This is a genomic window from Bradyrhizobium sp. ORS 375 (assembly GCF_000239775.1).
Classification (GTDB): Bacteria; Pseudomonadota; Alphaproteobacteria; order Rhizobiales; family Xanthobacteraceae; genus Bradyrhizobium.
This window is the reverse complement of the sequence record NZ_CAFI01000420.1, coordinates 14,933-31,062: the sequence shown is the minus strand read 5'-3', so window position 1 is coordinate 31,062 and position 16,130 is coordinate 14,933. Positions and strand designations below refer to the sequence as shown.

Sequence of the window (16,130 nt, the reverse complement as noted above, 5' to 3'; positions counted from 1 at the left end):
GGCTTCTTTGCATGGGCGATTTATCGCACATCGATCGTACCGCGATCCAACACGAGGCAGAGCCGCTCGAATTCTCGATCGTCACCGTCACGTATAAGCGTGACAACATTTTGCAGCGCTCCATTCGCCAACTCGCGCAGGTCGCAGCTGGCCGCACGGATGTCGAATATATCCTTGTGGATAATAATCCCGACGAGGTCGATCGTTCACCGATGCTCGCCTCATTTACACACCATCAATACTTGAAGCTTGGCATCAATAAGGGCGTGTCCGCGCGCAATGACGGCGCTGCGGTCGCGACCGGGCGCTTCATCGTTTTCGTGGACGACGATGCCCTGCTCAATCCGCCGGACGCGCTGTCGCGATATCGGCAGAGTTTCGCGGATCATCCGGACGCCGCGATCGTGACCGCCCGGCACATCGACGCCAAGACAGGACGGACACCGCGCGAAGCGTTTCCGCACACCGACAAGAGCCTGCCCCAGGACCGTCCATTCAAGACATTCCGTTTCCAGGGTAATGGCTTTGCCATGCGCCGCGACGCCTTCGCCGCGATCGGCCGCATGTCGGACGACTACTTCTATGGCCTGGAGGAAATCGATTACGCTTATCGCGTCATCGAGGCCGGCTTCGAGATCATCTACCAGCCGGACATCTGGATCGACGAATACAACGATCCCGGCGGCCGGCTTCCGACCCGCACGGTCGAAGAGATGCGTCTGACCAACAAGATGATCATCTCATGGAAATACATGCCCTTGGCCTATCTTCCGATCAATCTGCTCGGCTTCTCGCTCTATGTCTTCATCCTCAACAAGGGCCGGATCAATGTGGCCCGCTCGCTCTGGCAGTTCGTCGGCTGGGTCCATCAAAACCGTGGCCGCCGATCGCCGATCGGAGACGGGGCGATCAGCTACATCCGAGCGTGCGGCGGACAGGTCTGGAAATGACCGCCGCCCTCACATCGGTTCAGCACGGTCGGTCAGGACGGGGACCCGTTGAGGTCGGGACAGACTTCCGATCCGCGCCCGTCCAATCGCACTTTAGAGTCGCGAGGTACGCCGCCTGCTGCAGCGCGAGGCCGAGCGCACAAAATCCAATGACAGCGCCGGCGCTCCATCCGCCAAAAGCCAGAAGCGCAGCCCACAGCATCAAGCTGACGGCGCCTGCCGCCACGAGCGCCGCATATGACAGCCTGGACAAGGCTGCACCGCTGACAACCGCGAATACGGCGAGCAAGAACAACATTGGCCTTCTCCGGGGCTCGACCGAAGCGATCAGTCACCAGTGCTATGGACGATCCATGGCGCGGTTCCTTGCCTATCTGAGATGACCCCGATCCGCAATTGTTAGTTGGATGGAACCTCGATGATCCTCACGGCCTTGGCGCTTTCACTGCTGTTTCTCGTGCTTGCGCAGCACCCATTCGTGACCTATCCGCTCAGCCTGCGGCTGGTCCGATATCTGCGCGGCCCTGCGCGCGACATGCCTTCCTCTGCCCGGGAGCCCAGCTTCGCGATCTGCATGTCAGCCTTCAACGAGGAAGCGATCATCGTCCGGAAAATTGCCAATCTTCTCGAGCTGAAGTCGACCGTGGCAGAGTGCCAGATCCTGATCTATGTCGATGCCGCGACCGATCGCACCGCCGACCTTCTGTCGACCTATCGTGATCAGATCACGCTCGTGGTCGGAACGGAGCGGCATGGAAAGTCGCACGGGCTGAACGAACTCGTCGGTCGGACGACTGCCGACCTCCTGGTGTTCACGGACGCCAATGTCGAGATCGACCATCTCGCGCTCGTGAGGATTGGCGCGCGTTTCAGGGACGCTCGCATCGGCTGCGTCTGCGGACACCTGCTCTACACCAACGGTTCCGAAACAGCGGCGGCATCGGCTGGAAGCCTGTACTGGCGGATCGAAGAAGGCATCAAGCAGCTCGAAAGCGACACGATCGGCATCATCGGCGCCGATGGTTCGCTGTTCGCGATCCGTCGCGCACTTCATCAGCCGGTTCCACCAGATATCATCGACGATTTCTATATCAGCATGCGGATCCTGCTGGCCGGCTATCGCGTGGTGCGCGAGCCACAGGCGCTGGCATTCGAACGCACGGCATCGGACAACCGCGAGGAATTCAGACGCAAGATCCGCATCGCCTGTCAGGCCTTCAATGTCCATCGCCTGATCTGGCCAGCCGTGACCTCGTCCAACGCGATCCTCTATGGCTATGTGTCGCACCGCCTGTTGAAATGGCTCACGATCTACAATCTGGGCCTGTTCGCGACGTTCTTCGCCTGGGCGATGTTCCTCGCCGTCCCGATCCAATACTTCATGGCGCTCCTGTTCGCGGCCATGGCGCTCTCGGCCTATATCGCGTTCGGAAATAGTCGCCTAGTCGCGCAGCTGCGATCGATGTTTCTCGGTCTCCTTGGACCCGGCGTCGGCGTCTGGCGATCACTGCGTGGCGATCGCTTCCAGACCTGGCAGCCGCTTTCAACCGTCAGGCGCGCGACATGATGGGGACCGCGACCATGCCTGACGCCAAGCATCGCATCCGCGGCCTGGATGGCTTGCGCGCCATCGCCGTGGCACTCGTGCTCGTGATGCACAAGACCGAGTACGGCACCGACTCACGGATGGGCTTCTATGGGGTTTGGCTGTTCTTTCTGCTCAGCGGCTATCTCATCATCGGGCAGCTTCATGCCGCGCAGCAACGGATCGAAGCGGGTCGGTCCAGCCGACTTTCGGAGCTGCTGTCCTTCTGGCGCAGGCGCGCGCTTCGAATCTTTCCGGCGTATTATGCCGTTCTGATCCTGATCAGCTTCTACTATGTCCTATCGAGCCGCGAGCTTCACGGCACGATCTATTATGCGCTCCATCTGTCCAATATCTATCTCTCTCACAATATGGAGCAATTCCACACCACCTGGGCGCATTTCTGGAGCCTTGCCGTCGAGGAGCAGTTCTATCTCCTGGCGGCGCCCCTGCTCCTCCTGACGGCGCGGCGGTCGGCGCTGCCGCTTTGCCTCCTGATCATCGCCGTCTCTTGCCTGCAGAGGATCATACTGACCGCGCAAGGCGTCGACCCATTTCGGATTTATATCGATAGTTTCGTCAACGTCGGCCTGCTCGCGGCTGGTGGAGCGCTCTATCTGCTGTTCGATCGCCTAGGCCCATGGATGGTTCACGCGGGACTCGACCGAGGACCAGCGGGCTGGACGGCTCTCGCGGTTTTCCTGGTCCTTTCTGCGACGACCACGCCCTTGCTTTCGGCACATCCTGTCGCGTTGCAGTTGTCCTACGTGATTGGCGGCGCCGTCGCCCTCTTCGTCCTGGCAAACGTGATCTCCGGACAGACCAATTCGCTCGTGTCCGTGCTCGAACTGTCGGCGATCGCCGCAATGGGCCGGCTCAGCTACGCGATCTATCTGATCAACGACTATGTCCCATCTGACATCCCGCAGCGCCTCGCCGCGATCGCCGCGCGTCACGGCGTGCTCGCTTCGGACTGGTCGACGGCAGCGCTTCCCCCCTATGTGTCGGCAATGGTAACTGCGGGCAGTCTCATCCTCTGTCTCGTCATCGTGATCTGCGCCGCCGTCGCGCTCTCCTGGGCGGTGGAGCGACCATTTCTACAATTGCGCGATCAATCTCGGCTCCAGCGATCGAAGTCGCACACGACTGCCGGGCTCGTCCGCCCGGGTTCTGTCGTCGGCGTCACTCCGGAGACGCAATGAACCGACCTGCGCCCACCCTCCAGAATTCAGAGCCGTCTCTGACGACCGGGCAGAGATCGTCACCAATGTCGCGCAATGCGCTACTCGACAAGCTCCCTGGCCATGAATTGGACGCGCTCGGTCCCGTACTCCATCCGGTCAAGCTGCGTGCAAACGAGCGGTTGATTGAAAAGCACCAGCCGATCATTCACGCCGTTTTCCTCGACGAAGGCTGGGCATCGGTGATGTCGACGGGAAGCATGCGACCGGTTGAGGTTGCCGTCGTCGGCGCGGAGGGCGTAGTCGGTGCCTGCATCCTGCTCGGCGTCGCAGCGGACACCAACAACTGCATCATGCAGACCGACGGACGGGGACGTCGGGTCGCAGCAAGCGTTCTGATACAACTTCTGCCTCAAACTCCGGTCCTGAGAAGCCGGATGTTGTTCTACATTCACCAGGCTTTGTTGCAGTCCTACAACGCCGTCGTCGCGACGACGTTCGGTTCGCTTGAGGCCCGCGTCGCTCGTGGCATCCTCATTCACCACGATCGCAGTCTGGGCGACGAGATATCCATCACCCAGGACGAATTGGCCAGGAAGGTTGGAGCGAATCGCGCAGGGGTGACCGCGGTGCTTCATCTTCTTGAGGGTCAGCAGATCATCCGATCGAAGCGGCGATGCGTCCTGGTGGTGGATCGTCAACGCCTGGAGAAGGCGGCAGCTGGTACCTATGCGCCGGTGGCCGCTCTCGGCCACCTGAGGTCTGACCAATGATGACGCCTCCTCGCTATCGGTGTCGAACGTGTAACGGCTCGGCTTTGACTCCTCCAGAGGAGCTGACGCCCGAGGCCGTTCTGAGTTGCGCGCGATGCGGCGGGTCCGTCTGTACCTGGTCTGAGCTCCAGGGATTCGCGACGCGCATTGCGCGGAAACTCTATTCTGGTCCAACTTCGCTCGGGCGACATTTCGGATCTGATCCGCTGCCGGAGGTGCTTTCATGACCAACCGCCGTTCTGGACAACCTAGCAGCGAGCTACGCCGCTTGCGACAGACCTTATTGTTGATGACCATTGTTGCAGCAGAACGCCCTTCAATTGCGCAGTCGCGATCACTGACTGCGTCGTGCTGTTAACATATGAAACCTCTCGCGGACGATTTCGCGAGACGACGTCTCGTCCTTCTGATCAGAGCTCTCGGCCACAGCGCCGTGAGCCGTCAGTGCGAGCCGCGTTCAGCGGCGGCTTGCTCCGAACGTCGTTTCGCAATGCAATGCAAATAGAAACAAAAGCCGGGATGAGGCGTCAGGTGAGGCGGTAACTGGTCATATTGTCCTAGTGAGGTGTTGCATCATGTCGCAGTTGTCGAGTCGGGATGTCGTCGGCGATGTGCTCACAAGACGGATCAGCTCCGCCTTTGATCTCACGGAACTCGAGCAAAGCCGCATCCGGAAACTGGCGACCCGATATGAGAGGCGTGCGAAGGGAACGCTTCTGGCCGAGCAAGGCGACCTCGGCCGCGGGTCTCGCTTCCTCCTGTCCGGCTGGGCCCTTCGTCACGCCTATCTGGCTGACGGACGTCGCCAGATTTTCGGTTTCGTCCTTCCAGGGGATCCGCTCGATCCGTTCGGCTGTCTTGGCCCCGTGACCCCTGAGGGGATTCTGGCGGTCACCTCGGTCGATCTGGTCGAAATGAGCAGGGCCTTGACCGATGACCGGATGGGCAGCCCGCATGATCTCGATCGCCTCGAACTTCTGATGGCGCGCCAACAGCTCGGCTACATTCGCAACCAGATCAGGCGTCTCGGTTGCCAGAATGCCTGTCAGCGGCTGGCTCACTTCATTCTCGAGATGCACGACCGCCTGTCCGCCATCGGACTTGTCGATGATGGCGCGTTCGCACTTCCGCTCACGCAGGAAATGCTGGCAGACGCGCTCGGACTGAGCGTCGTGCATGTCAGCCGCATGCTCAAGCAGCTTCGTGAGGCGGGTCTCGCCGATATGTCCAACGGATGGACGCAGGTCATTCGTCGAGGACAGCTCGAGGCGCTGTGCGAATATGACGGGATCACCGACTGGCGAACGCCGATGGGTCCGGCCCAACCCGCCCGTCACAGTGACATGGCCGAGCAAGCCTGCCGCCGCCACTAGCGGATGGTGGCGATGAGCCCTGCCACGGGGAAGCTCCGGTATGGTGGAAATCGACGCCGATGACCGTCCTGTACAGCCCTTGCCCGGGCGCTATCGCCTGACACGGCTGATGCAGAGTTTCGGCGTTCTGCACTCAGCCAACACCGCGGCCAACATTCTTTATTCGCTTGCTCTTCTTCTGACCCTCTCGCGCGTTCTACCGCGCGAGGACTACGCAATCGTGGTCTTCCTGACTGCGATCTCGGTCTACGTTCAGCCGCTCGACCAGGTCGTCGGCAGGGTTCTGTTCGCCGAACTGCGCCAGAGTTTCACCGTCGGCAAGGCTCCCCTGTCCTATGTGAAATTACTGCTTGCCTCGCAGATGGGAGTCATCGCTGCAGCATCCTTCGGCGTTCCAGCCTTGATGAGCTTGTGGCAGGGCGGGACCTACACCATATCGAATGCGCTCTATCTGCTGTTTGCCCTTATGACGAACTTCTGGGCTTTCGATCTGCAGTCGTCGTCATTCGCGGTCGACCTGTCGAGCAAGTTCGTCCGATGGTCTCTCCTTCATCGGAGCTGCCAGTTCATCTTGCTCGGCGTGCTCTGGGTTTCGGGCAGCTTTCTGCTGTTCGCCGCGCTTGCGGCAAGCACACTGACGATCTTCTCGGCATTCGCATTCAGTCGTCTCATCCAGAGAATCGGCACCCGCGCGCTGACCGAAGCCATGGTCCCGTGGACAGGCCGGTTTCATGTCGCCCGCACCTCATTGCTCTCGGGCTGCGCAGACCTGATGGTCCTCAACGTGCCCTATGCGGCGGTTTCCTTCGCTTATGGCGTGGGTCCGACGCTCGTGATTTTCGACAGCGTCATGAAGGTCGCGAGGCTCGTCATGGCCGGATCGCGCACGCTGGCCGAGATCGCCCTGCCGCAGCACAGCCGCTTGGTCGTCGCATCCGATCCGGCTGCGGCAAACCGCCTGTTCCATCAGCTCGTCGCGCTCTGCGTCCTTGCCTCAGCGATACCGGCCGCTGTGGTCGCGCTTGACACGCCGTTGGTGTTTTCACTGCTGCTCGGCCACAACAACGTCGTTCCCGCAAGCGCGGGACCGGTTGCAGCTCTCATCATCATCGCGACAGGCCTGTACCAGCCCGCAAGCCTGCTCATGAGCTTTCAGAGCGACCCGGTTGCGATCCGGCGCTTCGCTCAGATCGTCGGTGCGGCGGGGACGGTGTCGCTGGGCACAATCATGGTGCTGAAGCCCGGTCCGGTTGGATTGTTGTGGGATTTTCTCGCGCTCCTGATCTGTGCCGGATTGGCCGCTCTCGTCTACGGACGATCGCGCCCGGTGCCGAGGACAATGCCGGAAAACACTACGGCATGAGTGGAGGTCTTCATTGGCCCAATGATTCTATGCCGCGCGTGCGTCGCGCAGTTCGGACGCCATCTTCACGCTCCCATCCGGGATCGCAGAATGGCTTCTTGCACCAATTCGGATGGCGGCAGTCAGTCTCCCAAGAACATGCCTCTACGAGGCCAGCGCAATCGGCACATCACAGGTCGCCGGCGGGTGACCCAGCCCCAGCGCTTCGGGCCGCAGCCGGCTAGCCGAACGCATCCGCGACGACCCGGTCGATCGGGCACGACAGACGCCAGACCAAGCCAGCGGGACGAAAGTCGAGTACGACGTCGGCAGACAACGTCCATCGAGATATCTCCTCGAGCACGGTGGAGCCGAACCCCCGGTGCTTGGGCGCATCCAGCGCGGGACCATCGATTTCCCGCCAAGTCATGGAAAACCGCTGCGGGGCGTCGTCCTGAGCATCCAGGCTCCATGAGATGCGTATGCTTCCCTCCTGGTTCGAGAGAGCCCCATATTTCCCGGCGTTCGTCGCAAGCTCGTGCAGCGACATTCCAATGCATTCCGAAGCCCTTGGATTGATCGCGAGATCCGGTCCGTCGAATCGAACGCGATCAATATCCATGAATGCTTCCAACTGCGTGCGGACCAGCTCTTCCAAGCTCACGCCCTTCCATTCACGTCTGACCAAAAGGTCTTGCCCGATCGACAGCGCTGATAACCGTTTGTCAAACTTCTCGCGAAATTCGCCGATCGTTGTGGCTGCTGTCCGACGCGCAACGTTGCGGACGACGTCGAGCAAGTTCTTGGCGCGATGGTTCACCTCGCCGCTTAAGAGCTTGGCATGTTGTTCGGCCCGCTTTCTTTCAGTGATGTCAAAAACGGCACCCAGCGCGCGGATTGGCTTTTCCTCGCGGTCGAAGAGGACTTCGCCTTTCGCGGCAAACCATCGTGTCTCGCCGTCGTCCGCACGCTGGATACGGTACTCCGCCTCGTAGGGCCGCTCGCTGGCGAGAGCTGCTTTCATGGATTCGTCGACGTGGCTCCGGTCAGTTGGATGAACCCGCGCAAGGAAATCCGCGTAATTGTTAGGCGTGTCAGGCGGCAGGCCATACAATTCGTAGTAAACAGAATTGAAAGCTGTCGTATTGGACAAGATATGCCAGTCCCAGATTCCGATTTTCGCCGCAGATTGCGCCATACTCAGCCGCAGTTCGCTTTCGCGTAGTGCGGCCTCCGCCAGCCTGCTGGAGGTCACGTCCATGTCGATGCCGAATATTCGCTCCGCGGCGCCCTGCTCGTCGCCAAGGACAGCGCCCCGGGTCTGCGCGAAACGAATGCTGCCATCTGGCTTGCGCATCCGAAATTCGATCTCGTAGGGCTGTTCGTCTTCTAGCGCTCTCGCGATGCAGCTCTCGACCCGTGGAAGGTCGTCGGACTCGACCAGCTGCCTGAAGGCGGCGAGAGTGCCGCCGAACTGGCCTGGGCTCATTCCCGCATTTTGTGCCATGACATCGGACCATGTCACGACATCGGACTTGATGTTCCACTCGAAGGTGCCGATGCGGCCTACCTCCGCCGCCATTCGCAGTCGCTGTTCGCTCAACGCTAGATCGCGTTCGCCCATCTTGCGCCGGGAAATGTCCTCCACACAGGTCGCAAATCCGCTGACCGAGCCGTCCGGCTGCTTGATGGCCGCAACCGACACGGAGACGTCGATCATCCGCCCGTCCTCTCTCAGATGTCGCGATTCCATTCCGCGCGGGTTCTGAATCGCCTCTTCATAGAGGATGCGGTGGGCTTCCTGTTCGCTGGACACCCACAATGTTTCGACTGGCCGACCGATGATCGCGTCGGAGTGATAGCCATACAGCAGCTCCGCCACCGTATTCCATGTCCGCACTTCCCCATTCCGCGAAACGGTCATCAGCGCCAGTGGACAGGCGGAAGCAAGCGCGGCGAGCTCGCAGTTCCGCGTTGCAGCGTCATGGTTGGCGCGACGCAGGGCAAACCGCTCCATTGAATGCCGCACGGTCTGCAGAAGGGTTATCTCGATATCGGACTTGACCACGAAGTCCTCGGCGCCGAGCTTGATTGCGGAGGCGCCGATCCTCGGGTCGCGGCTGCCGGTCATCATCACAACGGGCGTCTGCCAGGCAAGATCGATCGAGAGCGTCCGAAGCACGTCGAGGCCATCGACGTCGGGCAGGCCATGATCGAGCAAGATGCAGGCCGGCTGCAGCGTCCGTGCCGCATCAAGGCCACGTGGCCCGTCTACGGCCTCTACGACATCGTAGTCAGCGCCATTCAATACGTCACAGGCAACTCGCCGGTCCTCGGGACTGTCGTCAATCACAAGCACTTGGCGGTTCGTCATGCCCTTCTTCCACCGCCATCGGCCCTCGGGCGCGTCGGCAACTCCGCCGCGTGCAGCCAGAAATTCGCGAGCTTGCCAACCTTGCTTTCCCACTCGTCGAGATCGAACGGCTTGACGACATAGGCGTTGGCGCCGGCGCGGTAGCACTCGTCGATCTCCTTGCGGTGCCCAGACGTCGACAGGACGACGACCGGGACGAGCCGCTTCGGATCCTGGCTGCGGAATTCACTCAACAGCGCCAAGCCGTCGGAGCCCGGCAGGTTGAGATCGAGAAGAATGAGAGAGGCGCGATCAGCAAGTGGGCATCCATCCGGCGATCGCAGCAGCGCCATCGCCGCCGCGCCGCTCTGGCAACGCTCCAGCGAATTGGGTACTCCGGCGGCGCGGAGGGCGTGGGTCAAGGCAGCAAAATCCTCGTCGCTGTCCTCGATGGAGATGATCGGCCGAAAGTTCATGGTTGCTCCTCCGCCTCCAACGTAAAGTAGAACGATGCCCCGCGGCCTGAACTTGACACCACCCACATCCGGCCGCCATGGCGCTCGACAGTCCTGCGCGCGATCGTCAGCCCGGCGCCGGACCCGCCTCCGAATTCATCTCGCCCATGCAGCCGGCGAAAGATCTGGAAGATGCGCGACTGATCAGCGGCGGCCAGACCGATCCCATTGTCCCTGACGAAATAACGCCGCGGCGTACCGTCCTCGTACCCGATCTCGATCCACCGGCTCGGCTTGTCATTGTACTTGAGGGCATTGCCGATCAGATTGCTGAATACCTCGCGCAGGCGTACCCGATCGCAAGTCGCCAGACCGAGCGATCGCGACCGCCGCACCTGGGTGGCTGTCTCGGCCAACCGCTCGCGACAGGCCAGCAGCACCTCATCAACCAGCTGATCGAGGTCGACCTGCTCGATTGCGAGCTCCGCTCGACCTGTCTGGGAGTAGCTTAAAAGCGCCTCGATCAGATCATCCATCCGGCGTGCCAACTTCTTGATCGTATCGAGCTGCTGTCGGGCGTCGTCTGTGAGCACGCCGTCGAGCCCTCGGCGCAAGTACGTTGCCAGGTGGTGGATGCCGCGCATCGGCTCCTTCAGGTCGTGAGAAGCGGCGTAGGCGAAGCTGTCCAGCTCAGTATTCAGCTCGGTCAACTCGCGGTTGGCCTTCTCGATCTTCTCCAATTGCGTGAGCCGGACATCGAGCAGGGCGCGGCCGAGGTTCTGCGCAGCCTCCCTCTCATGCTCCAGCCATGGCCGCGACCGTCCGGCGACGCTCTCCTTCCATTGCGCGAAGGAATTCCGGGGACGCAACCTGAGCATGCCATCCTGCTCGTCGATCTCTACCGGTTTGCTCGGATCGCCCGCCCACGTCACCTCCTGCACCTGCTCCGGCCTGAACCAGAGCAGGAACTCGGGCTTGCGGCTCGAGAGCCGGATCGCGAGCAGGCCACTCGCCAGCGCCCGGAGTGCCGTCGCCGCCTGATAGTCCTTGCCCAGTTCATCGAACGCAAGAAACTGGTCGGGTCGACGGTACAGCCAATCGACGATCGCCTTTACGTCGCGCTCCAGCGGCGTTTCGCCGAGCAACGTGACGCGGCCGTCCGTCACGATGGCGCCGCCTGCCGCGTCAACTTGATCGAGCAGGCTTCCCCCATCAGCATCACCTGCAAGCGCCTCGTGGATGTCCGTGCTGCGCATCAGCCTCTCGGCCAGAAGTTCGGTCACGGACCGCATGCGCAGGCGGGCTTCGTAATGTTCACCGTCCTCCTTGGAAGCCATGAGAAGCGACAGCATGTGTGCAAGGAATTCGGCGGCCATCCGCCGTTCATAGGGAACATGCCGCGGGCCAGCATGATGCATGGCCGAGATCAGGCCCCACAACTTGCCCGCTTTCATCAGCGGCATGACCATGGTCGAGTGCACGCCCATGTTCTTGAGGTACTGCGAGTACATCACGGAGACGCTGCGCAGGATCGAGTAGCTGAGATCGATCGGCTGTCCTGTCTCGGGGTGCAATTCGGGCACGAGAGGGACCGGCGTGTAATCCGCATCCGGCAGGTGGCGCAGCCATCCCAGACCGAACATGCGCCGTGCCGGAGCCGGGATGTCCGATGCGGGGTAATGCAATCCGAGATATGGCTCAAGCGTTTCTTGCCGCGCCTCGGCAATGACATGCCCGCTGCCATCATCCGCGAATTGGTAGGCAAGGACGCGGTCATAGCCTGTGAACGCTCGCACCTCTTCGAGCGCCGTATCGAAGAAGGCCTGCAGCGTCGGCGTCGCCTGAAGCCGCGAGATGATCGTGCGCAACGGCGAATACAGGTCTGCCGCCAGCGGCTGCTCGGGCTCGGTTGCCTTTTCCAGCTCGATGAGCAGAACGCCATCACTTCGGTGCGCGAAGATGTTGACGTCGCCGCTCTGCCCCGCAAAGGCTTCGCGCAGGATATAGGCAGGATCACTTTCCAAAGTGGCTCGCTCGATCCTGGCGATCAATTGACGACCAGATGCGGCAAACACTTGCGCCAAGGGCCTGCCGACAACCTCGGCCTGTGACCGGCCGAGAAAAGTCTCAACATTTGCCGAAACCTGGAGAACGACGTGGCTGGGCTCTCCGACGACCAAAAGGACGCCATGAGGCTGAATCGCTCCAGGATACTGGATCAGCTCGCGATCGCAGTTCGACAGATCAACATTGCTAGCCGCGACATTGGAGGCTGCACCCATAGCACACTAACGCATGTTAAAACAACAATTCGCAACTAACGCGCAATCTATGTCACTTGCGGCGATGTTTGTCGATAGCGGTAATTGGCTGCATGTTTCAAAGAACTTTTCCAACTTGAGTGTCACGCTATCAAGTTGAACTCATGAGCGCGGGCCCACGATGCTGACTGTTGCGCTGAACTATACTGAGAACGTCGGTCTGGACCGTGCGCCATTCTCTTGGCGTGGACCGAAAGCCAGCGCGTCCGTCTGAGCCTTCCGCGATTGGCGCGGTCAAGGGCATTTTGGGCACGCTTCATGACATCATCCGCAGCGACGAAGAACCGGTCGTTGACGGCCTCGACACCGGACGCAGTCAAGATTTGCGTGACGCAATCACATTCTGTCGGCCGGCTGTTCCGCGAGAGGATGAGCGGAGCCAGCGCGGCGGCTCAATTCATTGGTAGCCGTCCATCTCGACGTCGATCCTTCTGAGCCACGCAAGTTCGGGAGCAGCGAGATGGAGCCGATGGTACATGGCTTGACGCTCGCCGAGTGGCGAGGCGGTCGGTTACAAGGGCACAATCAATTCGTCCCGCGGGATCGCCAGGGTAGCGCCGACAGCTCTCGCGCCACGTTCTCCAGCCCGGTGACTGACAAAAGCGCACCGACCTCAGCACATCCCTGCGTCGGCAGCATGAACTGTCTTGCGACGTCGGCGCACGAGAGAACGCCATCGAAGGCTCATGAGAAACTTCGATGGCGAGCCGACTTCGTTTTTCAGGCCTCAAAACCCGATTGATCCTGCGGTCGTACCGGGCCACGCGTTCCATTTGAAACTGATCCGTCCCATGATCGAGTCGGCGCGGGCGGATACGTTTCTGAAATCGACATTGCCAACACCGAGACAGGTCGAGCAGTCGTGACGGTTCGAGTCGAACTCGTAGTGCCGGTACACGACGCCAAGGACCAGATTGTCGAGGACTGCATAATCGAAGCCGCCGCCGACATACCAGCCGTCATGACGACGGCTTGCCTCCGAAAATGTCGCGCCGGACGCGGCGATCGAGCCGCTGCTCCGTAGGCTCGCCTCGGCCCAGCCGCCCGTTGCGTAGAGCATCCAGCGGTTCCAGGCCCAACCGAGCTTGCCACCGACATAGCCGATATCGCGGATGCGGCTGCGGCAGTACTGCGTGCCGGCCGCGAAGCCGCAGCTTCCGCCTGCGCCGCCGCCGAGCGACGTTCCCCAGTCGCTGCCGACCGCGTCCCAGCCGCCCTCGATGCCGAGCACGACCTGACTCCATTGCTTCTGGAAGCCGCCGAATCCGCCAGCGATCCAGTTGGTGTGGTTGTTGGTGTGCCAGCCGAAGCCAGGCGCGTTATAGAACGAGCCATCAGTTCGGTTCCACTCAGCGCCACCTTCTCCGCCGATGTAGAAGCCGGTCCAGTCGTAGGCGGCAGGCACCGCCGGCGCGGCGGGTGGCGCCTTCGTATAAGGCCGTGCGGCGAGATCGGCCGCCGGGGCCTGACTGATCGCGGCAATCGAGACTAACGAAGCAAAAACAAGACTTAAGTGCGATTTCATGAAGCCCTCCCAAGTTGCGAGCGGGCTCACGATATTCGCAGGTCGATCAATGACGACTACACATGTTACTTCGATAGCTTTCACCAACGGCATCGCGCTATTTCGTGGTAAACGAGCAACAAGCTGGGAGAGCTCGTTTAAGACAAGCGTCTCGGGGTTCACCCATGTTCGCGCTTGGCGGCGACGTACTAATAACATGTGCTTGCTGGCGACTATCACATGTTAAGCGAAATGCTTCTTTATAATGCAGATGAATTCTCCGAGCGCCCCGGCAAGCCCGAATCAGAGCGAGAGTCGGGCGACGGGGCTGTCGTTACGCCGCGACCGGCTTGAGCTCAACCTTAATCCATCCAGGCTGACGTGCATCGAAGGCTTCGTAGGCTGAGATGACCGACCCCATCGGCTCGGTCTTGGTCAGGATATTGAGCGGATCGATAGTACCGGATGCGATGAGATCGAGGAGATGGGGGATATATTTGCGGTGATGACAGTTGCCCATCTTGATCGTGAGGTTTTTGTTCATCGCCTCACCGATCGGGAACTCGCGCTGCGTCGGCGGGTAGACACCGATGATCGCTAGCGTTCCGGCCTTGGCGAGCGCCTGCACAGCCCAGTCCAGCGCCTGCCCGGGGGCGTCACCCGGCTTGTACGCATGCGCATGCGTCTCGGCAGATTTCGGCTCTACGGCATGCGCGGCGGAGTCGAGCGCCGTCTCGAGGTCTTCCTGGACCGCTCCCGCATCATGATGGGCGTGTTCGGCGTCGACGCCGACAGCATCGATCGCGCGATCCACCCCGATGCCTCCGGTCATCTCGACGATCGCCTGGACCGGATCCTCGTTGTCGAAATTCACGATCTCGGCGCCTTGCTGCTGCGCCATCTCGAGCCGATCGGGATGGTGGTCGACGGCGATGATGCGGCCCGCGCCCATCAGCCGCGCGCTGGCGATCACGAATTGGCCGACCGGGCCGCAACCAAATACGGCGACTGTCGAGCCTTCATGGATGTCTGCGAGATCGGCACCGAAATAGCCGGTTGGGAAGATGTCGGACACGAGTATCGCCTGATCGTCGGTGACATTCTCGGGAATCTTGACCATGCCGATGTGGGCGTAAGGAATCCGCGCCTTCTCTGCCTGTAATCCATTCCAGGGCCCTGTCGGTCCCGGGCCGCCAAAGAAGGCCGTCCCGGCACGCTTGCCATGGGGATTGGCGTTGTCGCATTGCGCGAAATAGCCAGCGCGGCAGTATGAGCAGCTGCCGCAGGCGATGGTCGAGCCGATGACGACACGATCGCCCGGCCGGAAGTTGCGGACCATGGGTCCGACCTGCTCGACGATCCCGACACCCTCGTGGCCCAGGATCGTACCGGGCTCCATGCCGGAAAACGAGCCGCGGACGAAGTGGAGATCGGTGCCGCAGATGGCCGACGCCGTGAGCCGAACGATGGCATCGGTCGGCTGCTCGATCGTGGGATCGGTGACCTCCTCGAGCCGGATGTCGCCCTTGTCGTGATAGACTACCGCCTTCATGTCAGCTCTCCGCGCGCCAGAGACAATCACCGGGCAACGGGACTTGAAAGGCGCCGTTCCTATCCGCCCAAGCTACAGCAGATCTTCGATGCGGATCGGCAGCCGGCTTACACGCCGGCCGGTGGCGTGAAAAACAGCGTTGGCAATCGCCGCATTCCTACCAACGATCCCAATCTCGCCAATGCCCTTGATTCCGAGCGGATTCACGTCGTCATCGCTTTCAGGCAACATCAGCACATCGACCTTGCACACATCGGCATTCACCGGGATGAGATACTCGGCGATGTTGGTGTTGACGTAGCGCGCCGCGACGGGATCGATCTCCGTCTTCTCCTCCGGTGCGGATCATGCCTCCCATGAACTGGCTGTAGGCCGTCAACGGATTGACGATGGTCCCACAGGCGAAGGCGCCGACCATCCGCGGCACGCGGATCTCACAGGTGCGGCGATGGACGCGCACCTCCGCGAAATGCGCGCCGAACGCATAGGCGGTGACATCCTGGCGGCTATGGCCGCGCGACATTGGAGGCTGGCCACTATAGAGCTGATCGAGCGCTTCGGGCTTTATACCTATCAGGGTGTTTTCGGCACAGGCCTCGAGCGCGCCGGGGCTCAACCGCATCAGGGCGTCCGACAGCTGTTCGCTCGCTCTGCCTGTCCGATCAGCCTGCCCTGCTGCGAGCGAAGGGCGTGCGGATCAGCGCCGGCCCTCGAAGGGTTAGGAACGGCTTCAACTCCGGC

13 protein-coding genes are annotated in these 16,130 nt (G+C 61.2%); 6 read left to right on the top strand and 7 right to left on the bottom strand.

Annotation, left to right across the window (positions count from 1 at the left end; all coding sequences use genetic code 11):
* Positions 1 to 11 precede the first annotated feature (11 nt).
* From BRAO375_RS27650 to BRAO375_RS35755, 6 genes are all read left to right on the top strand, one after another.
* Positions 12 to 950, top strand: a complete 939-nt coding sequence (locus BRAO375_RS27650) for a glycosyltransferase family 2 protein (protein WP_009030735.1) — start codon at positions 12 to 14, stop codon at positions 948 to 950.
* Positions 951 to 1,368: 418 nt separating this feature from the next.
* Complete coding sequence (locus tag BRAO375_RS27640; protein WP_009030733.1) at positions 1,369 to 2,517, top strand: glycosyltransferase; 1,149 nt, start codon at positions 1,369 to 1,371, stop codon at positions 2,515 to 2,517.
* 14 nt (positions 2,518 to 2,531) lie between these two features.
* Positions 2,532 to 3,737: an acyltransferase family protein gene (locus BRAO375_RS35765; RefSeq protein ID WP_175345377.1), complete on the top strand. Its 1,206-nt coding sequence runs from the start codon at positions 2,532 to 2,534 to the stop codon at positions 3,735 to 3,737.
* A 65-nt stretch (positions 3,738 to 3,802) separates the two neighbouring features.
* The gene (locus BRAO375_RS27630) at positions 3,803 to 4,489 is read left to right on the top strand and encodes a Crp/Fnr family transcriptional regulator (protein WP_009030731.1); all 687 of its coding nucleotides are present in this window, start codon (positions 3,803 to 3,805) and stop codon (positions 4,487 to 4,489) included.
* A gap of 575 nt (positions 4,490 to 5,064) precedes the next feature.
* Entirely contained in the window at positions 5,065 to 5,862 is a 798-nt protein-coding gene (locus BRAO375_RS35760; RefSeq protein WP_009030730.1) for a Crp/Fnr family transcriptional regulator, read from the top strand.
* Positions 5,863 to 5,902: 40 nt separating this feature from the next.
* Positions 5,903 to 7,225 carry a polysaccharide biosynthesis protein gene (locus BRAO375_RS35755; RefSeq protein ID WP_009030729.1) on the top strand — a complete coding sequence of 441 codons (1,323 nt, stop codon included), beginning with the start codon at positions 5,903 to 5,905 and terminating at the stop codon, positions 7,223 to 7,225.
* A gap of 220 nt (positions 7,226 to 7,445) precedes the next feature.
* On the opposite strand, the gene BRAO375_RS27610 is transcribed toward BRAO375_RS35755, so the two are convergent.
* From BRAO375_RS27610 to BRAO375_RS36620, 7 genes are all read right to left on the bottom strand, one after another.
* Positions 7,446 to 9,578, bottom strand: a complete 2,133-nt coding sequence (locus BRAO375_RS27610) for a PAS domain-containing protein (protein ID WP_009030728.1) — start codon at positions 9,576 to 9,578, stop codon at positions 7,446 to 7,448.
* The gene (locus BRAO375_RS27605) at positions 9,575 to 10,033 is read right to left on the bottom strand and encodes a response regulator (protein ID WP_009030727.1); all 459 of its coding nucleotides are present in this window, start codon (positions 10,031 to 10,033) and stop codon (positions 9,575 to 9,577) included. Before BRAO375_RS27605 ends, BRAO375_RS27610 begins: the two co-directional genes overlap by 4 nt.
* Positions 10,030 to 12,294 carry an ATP-binding protein gene (locus tag BRAO375_RS27600; RefSeq protein ID WP_009030726.1) on the bottom strand — a complete coding sequence of 755 codons (2,265 nt, stop codon included), beginning with the start codon at positions 12,292 to 12,294 and terminating at the stop codon, positions 10,030 to 10,032. The genes BRAO375_RS27605 and BRAO375_RS27600 overlap by 4 nt, the downstream gene beginning before the upstream one ends.
* Before the next feature lie 766 nt (positions 12,295 to 13,060).
* Complete coding sequence (locus BRAO375_RS27595; protein WP_175345376.1) at positions 13,061 to 13,951, bottom strand: outer membrane protein; 891 nt, start codon at positions 13,949 to 13,951, stop codon at positions 13,061 to 13,063.
* Between the two features lie 220 nt (positions 13,952 to 14,171).
* The gene (locus BRAO375_RS27590) at positions 14,172 to 15,389 is read right to left on the bottom strand and encodes a zinc-dependent alcohol dehydrogenase (RefSeq protein WP_009030722.1); all 1,218 of its coding nucleotides are present in this window, start codon (positions 15,387 to 15,389) and stop codon (positions 14,172 to 14,174) included.
* Between the two features lie 72 nt (positions 15,390 to 15,461).
* Entirely contained in the window at positions 15,462 to 15,620 is a 159-nt protein-coding gene (locus tag BRAO375_RS38745; protein WP_244423320.1) for a hypothetical protein, read from the bottom strand.
* Entirely contained in the window at positions 15,610 to 16,011 is a 402-nt protein-coding gene (locus BRAO375_RS36620) for a molybdopterin cofactor-binding domain-containing protein (protein WP_009030720.1), read from the bottom strand. The genes BRAO375_RS38745 and BRAO375_RS36620 overlap by 11 nt, the downstream gene beginning before the upstream one ends.
* Positions 16,012 to 16,130: the final 119 nt, after the last annotated feature.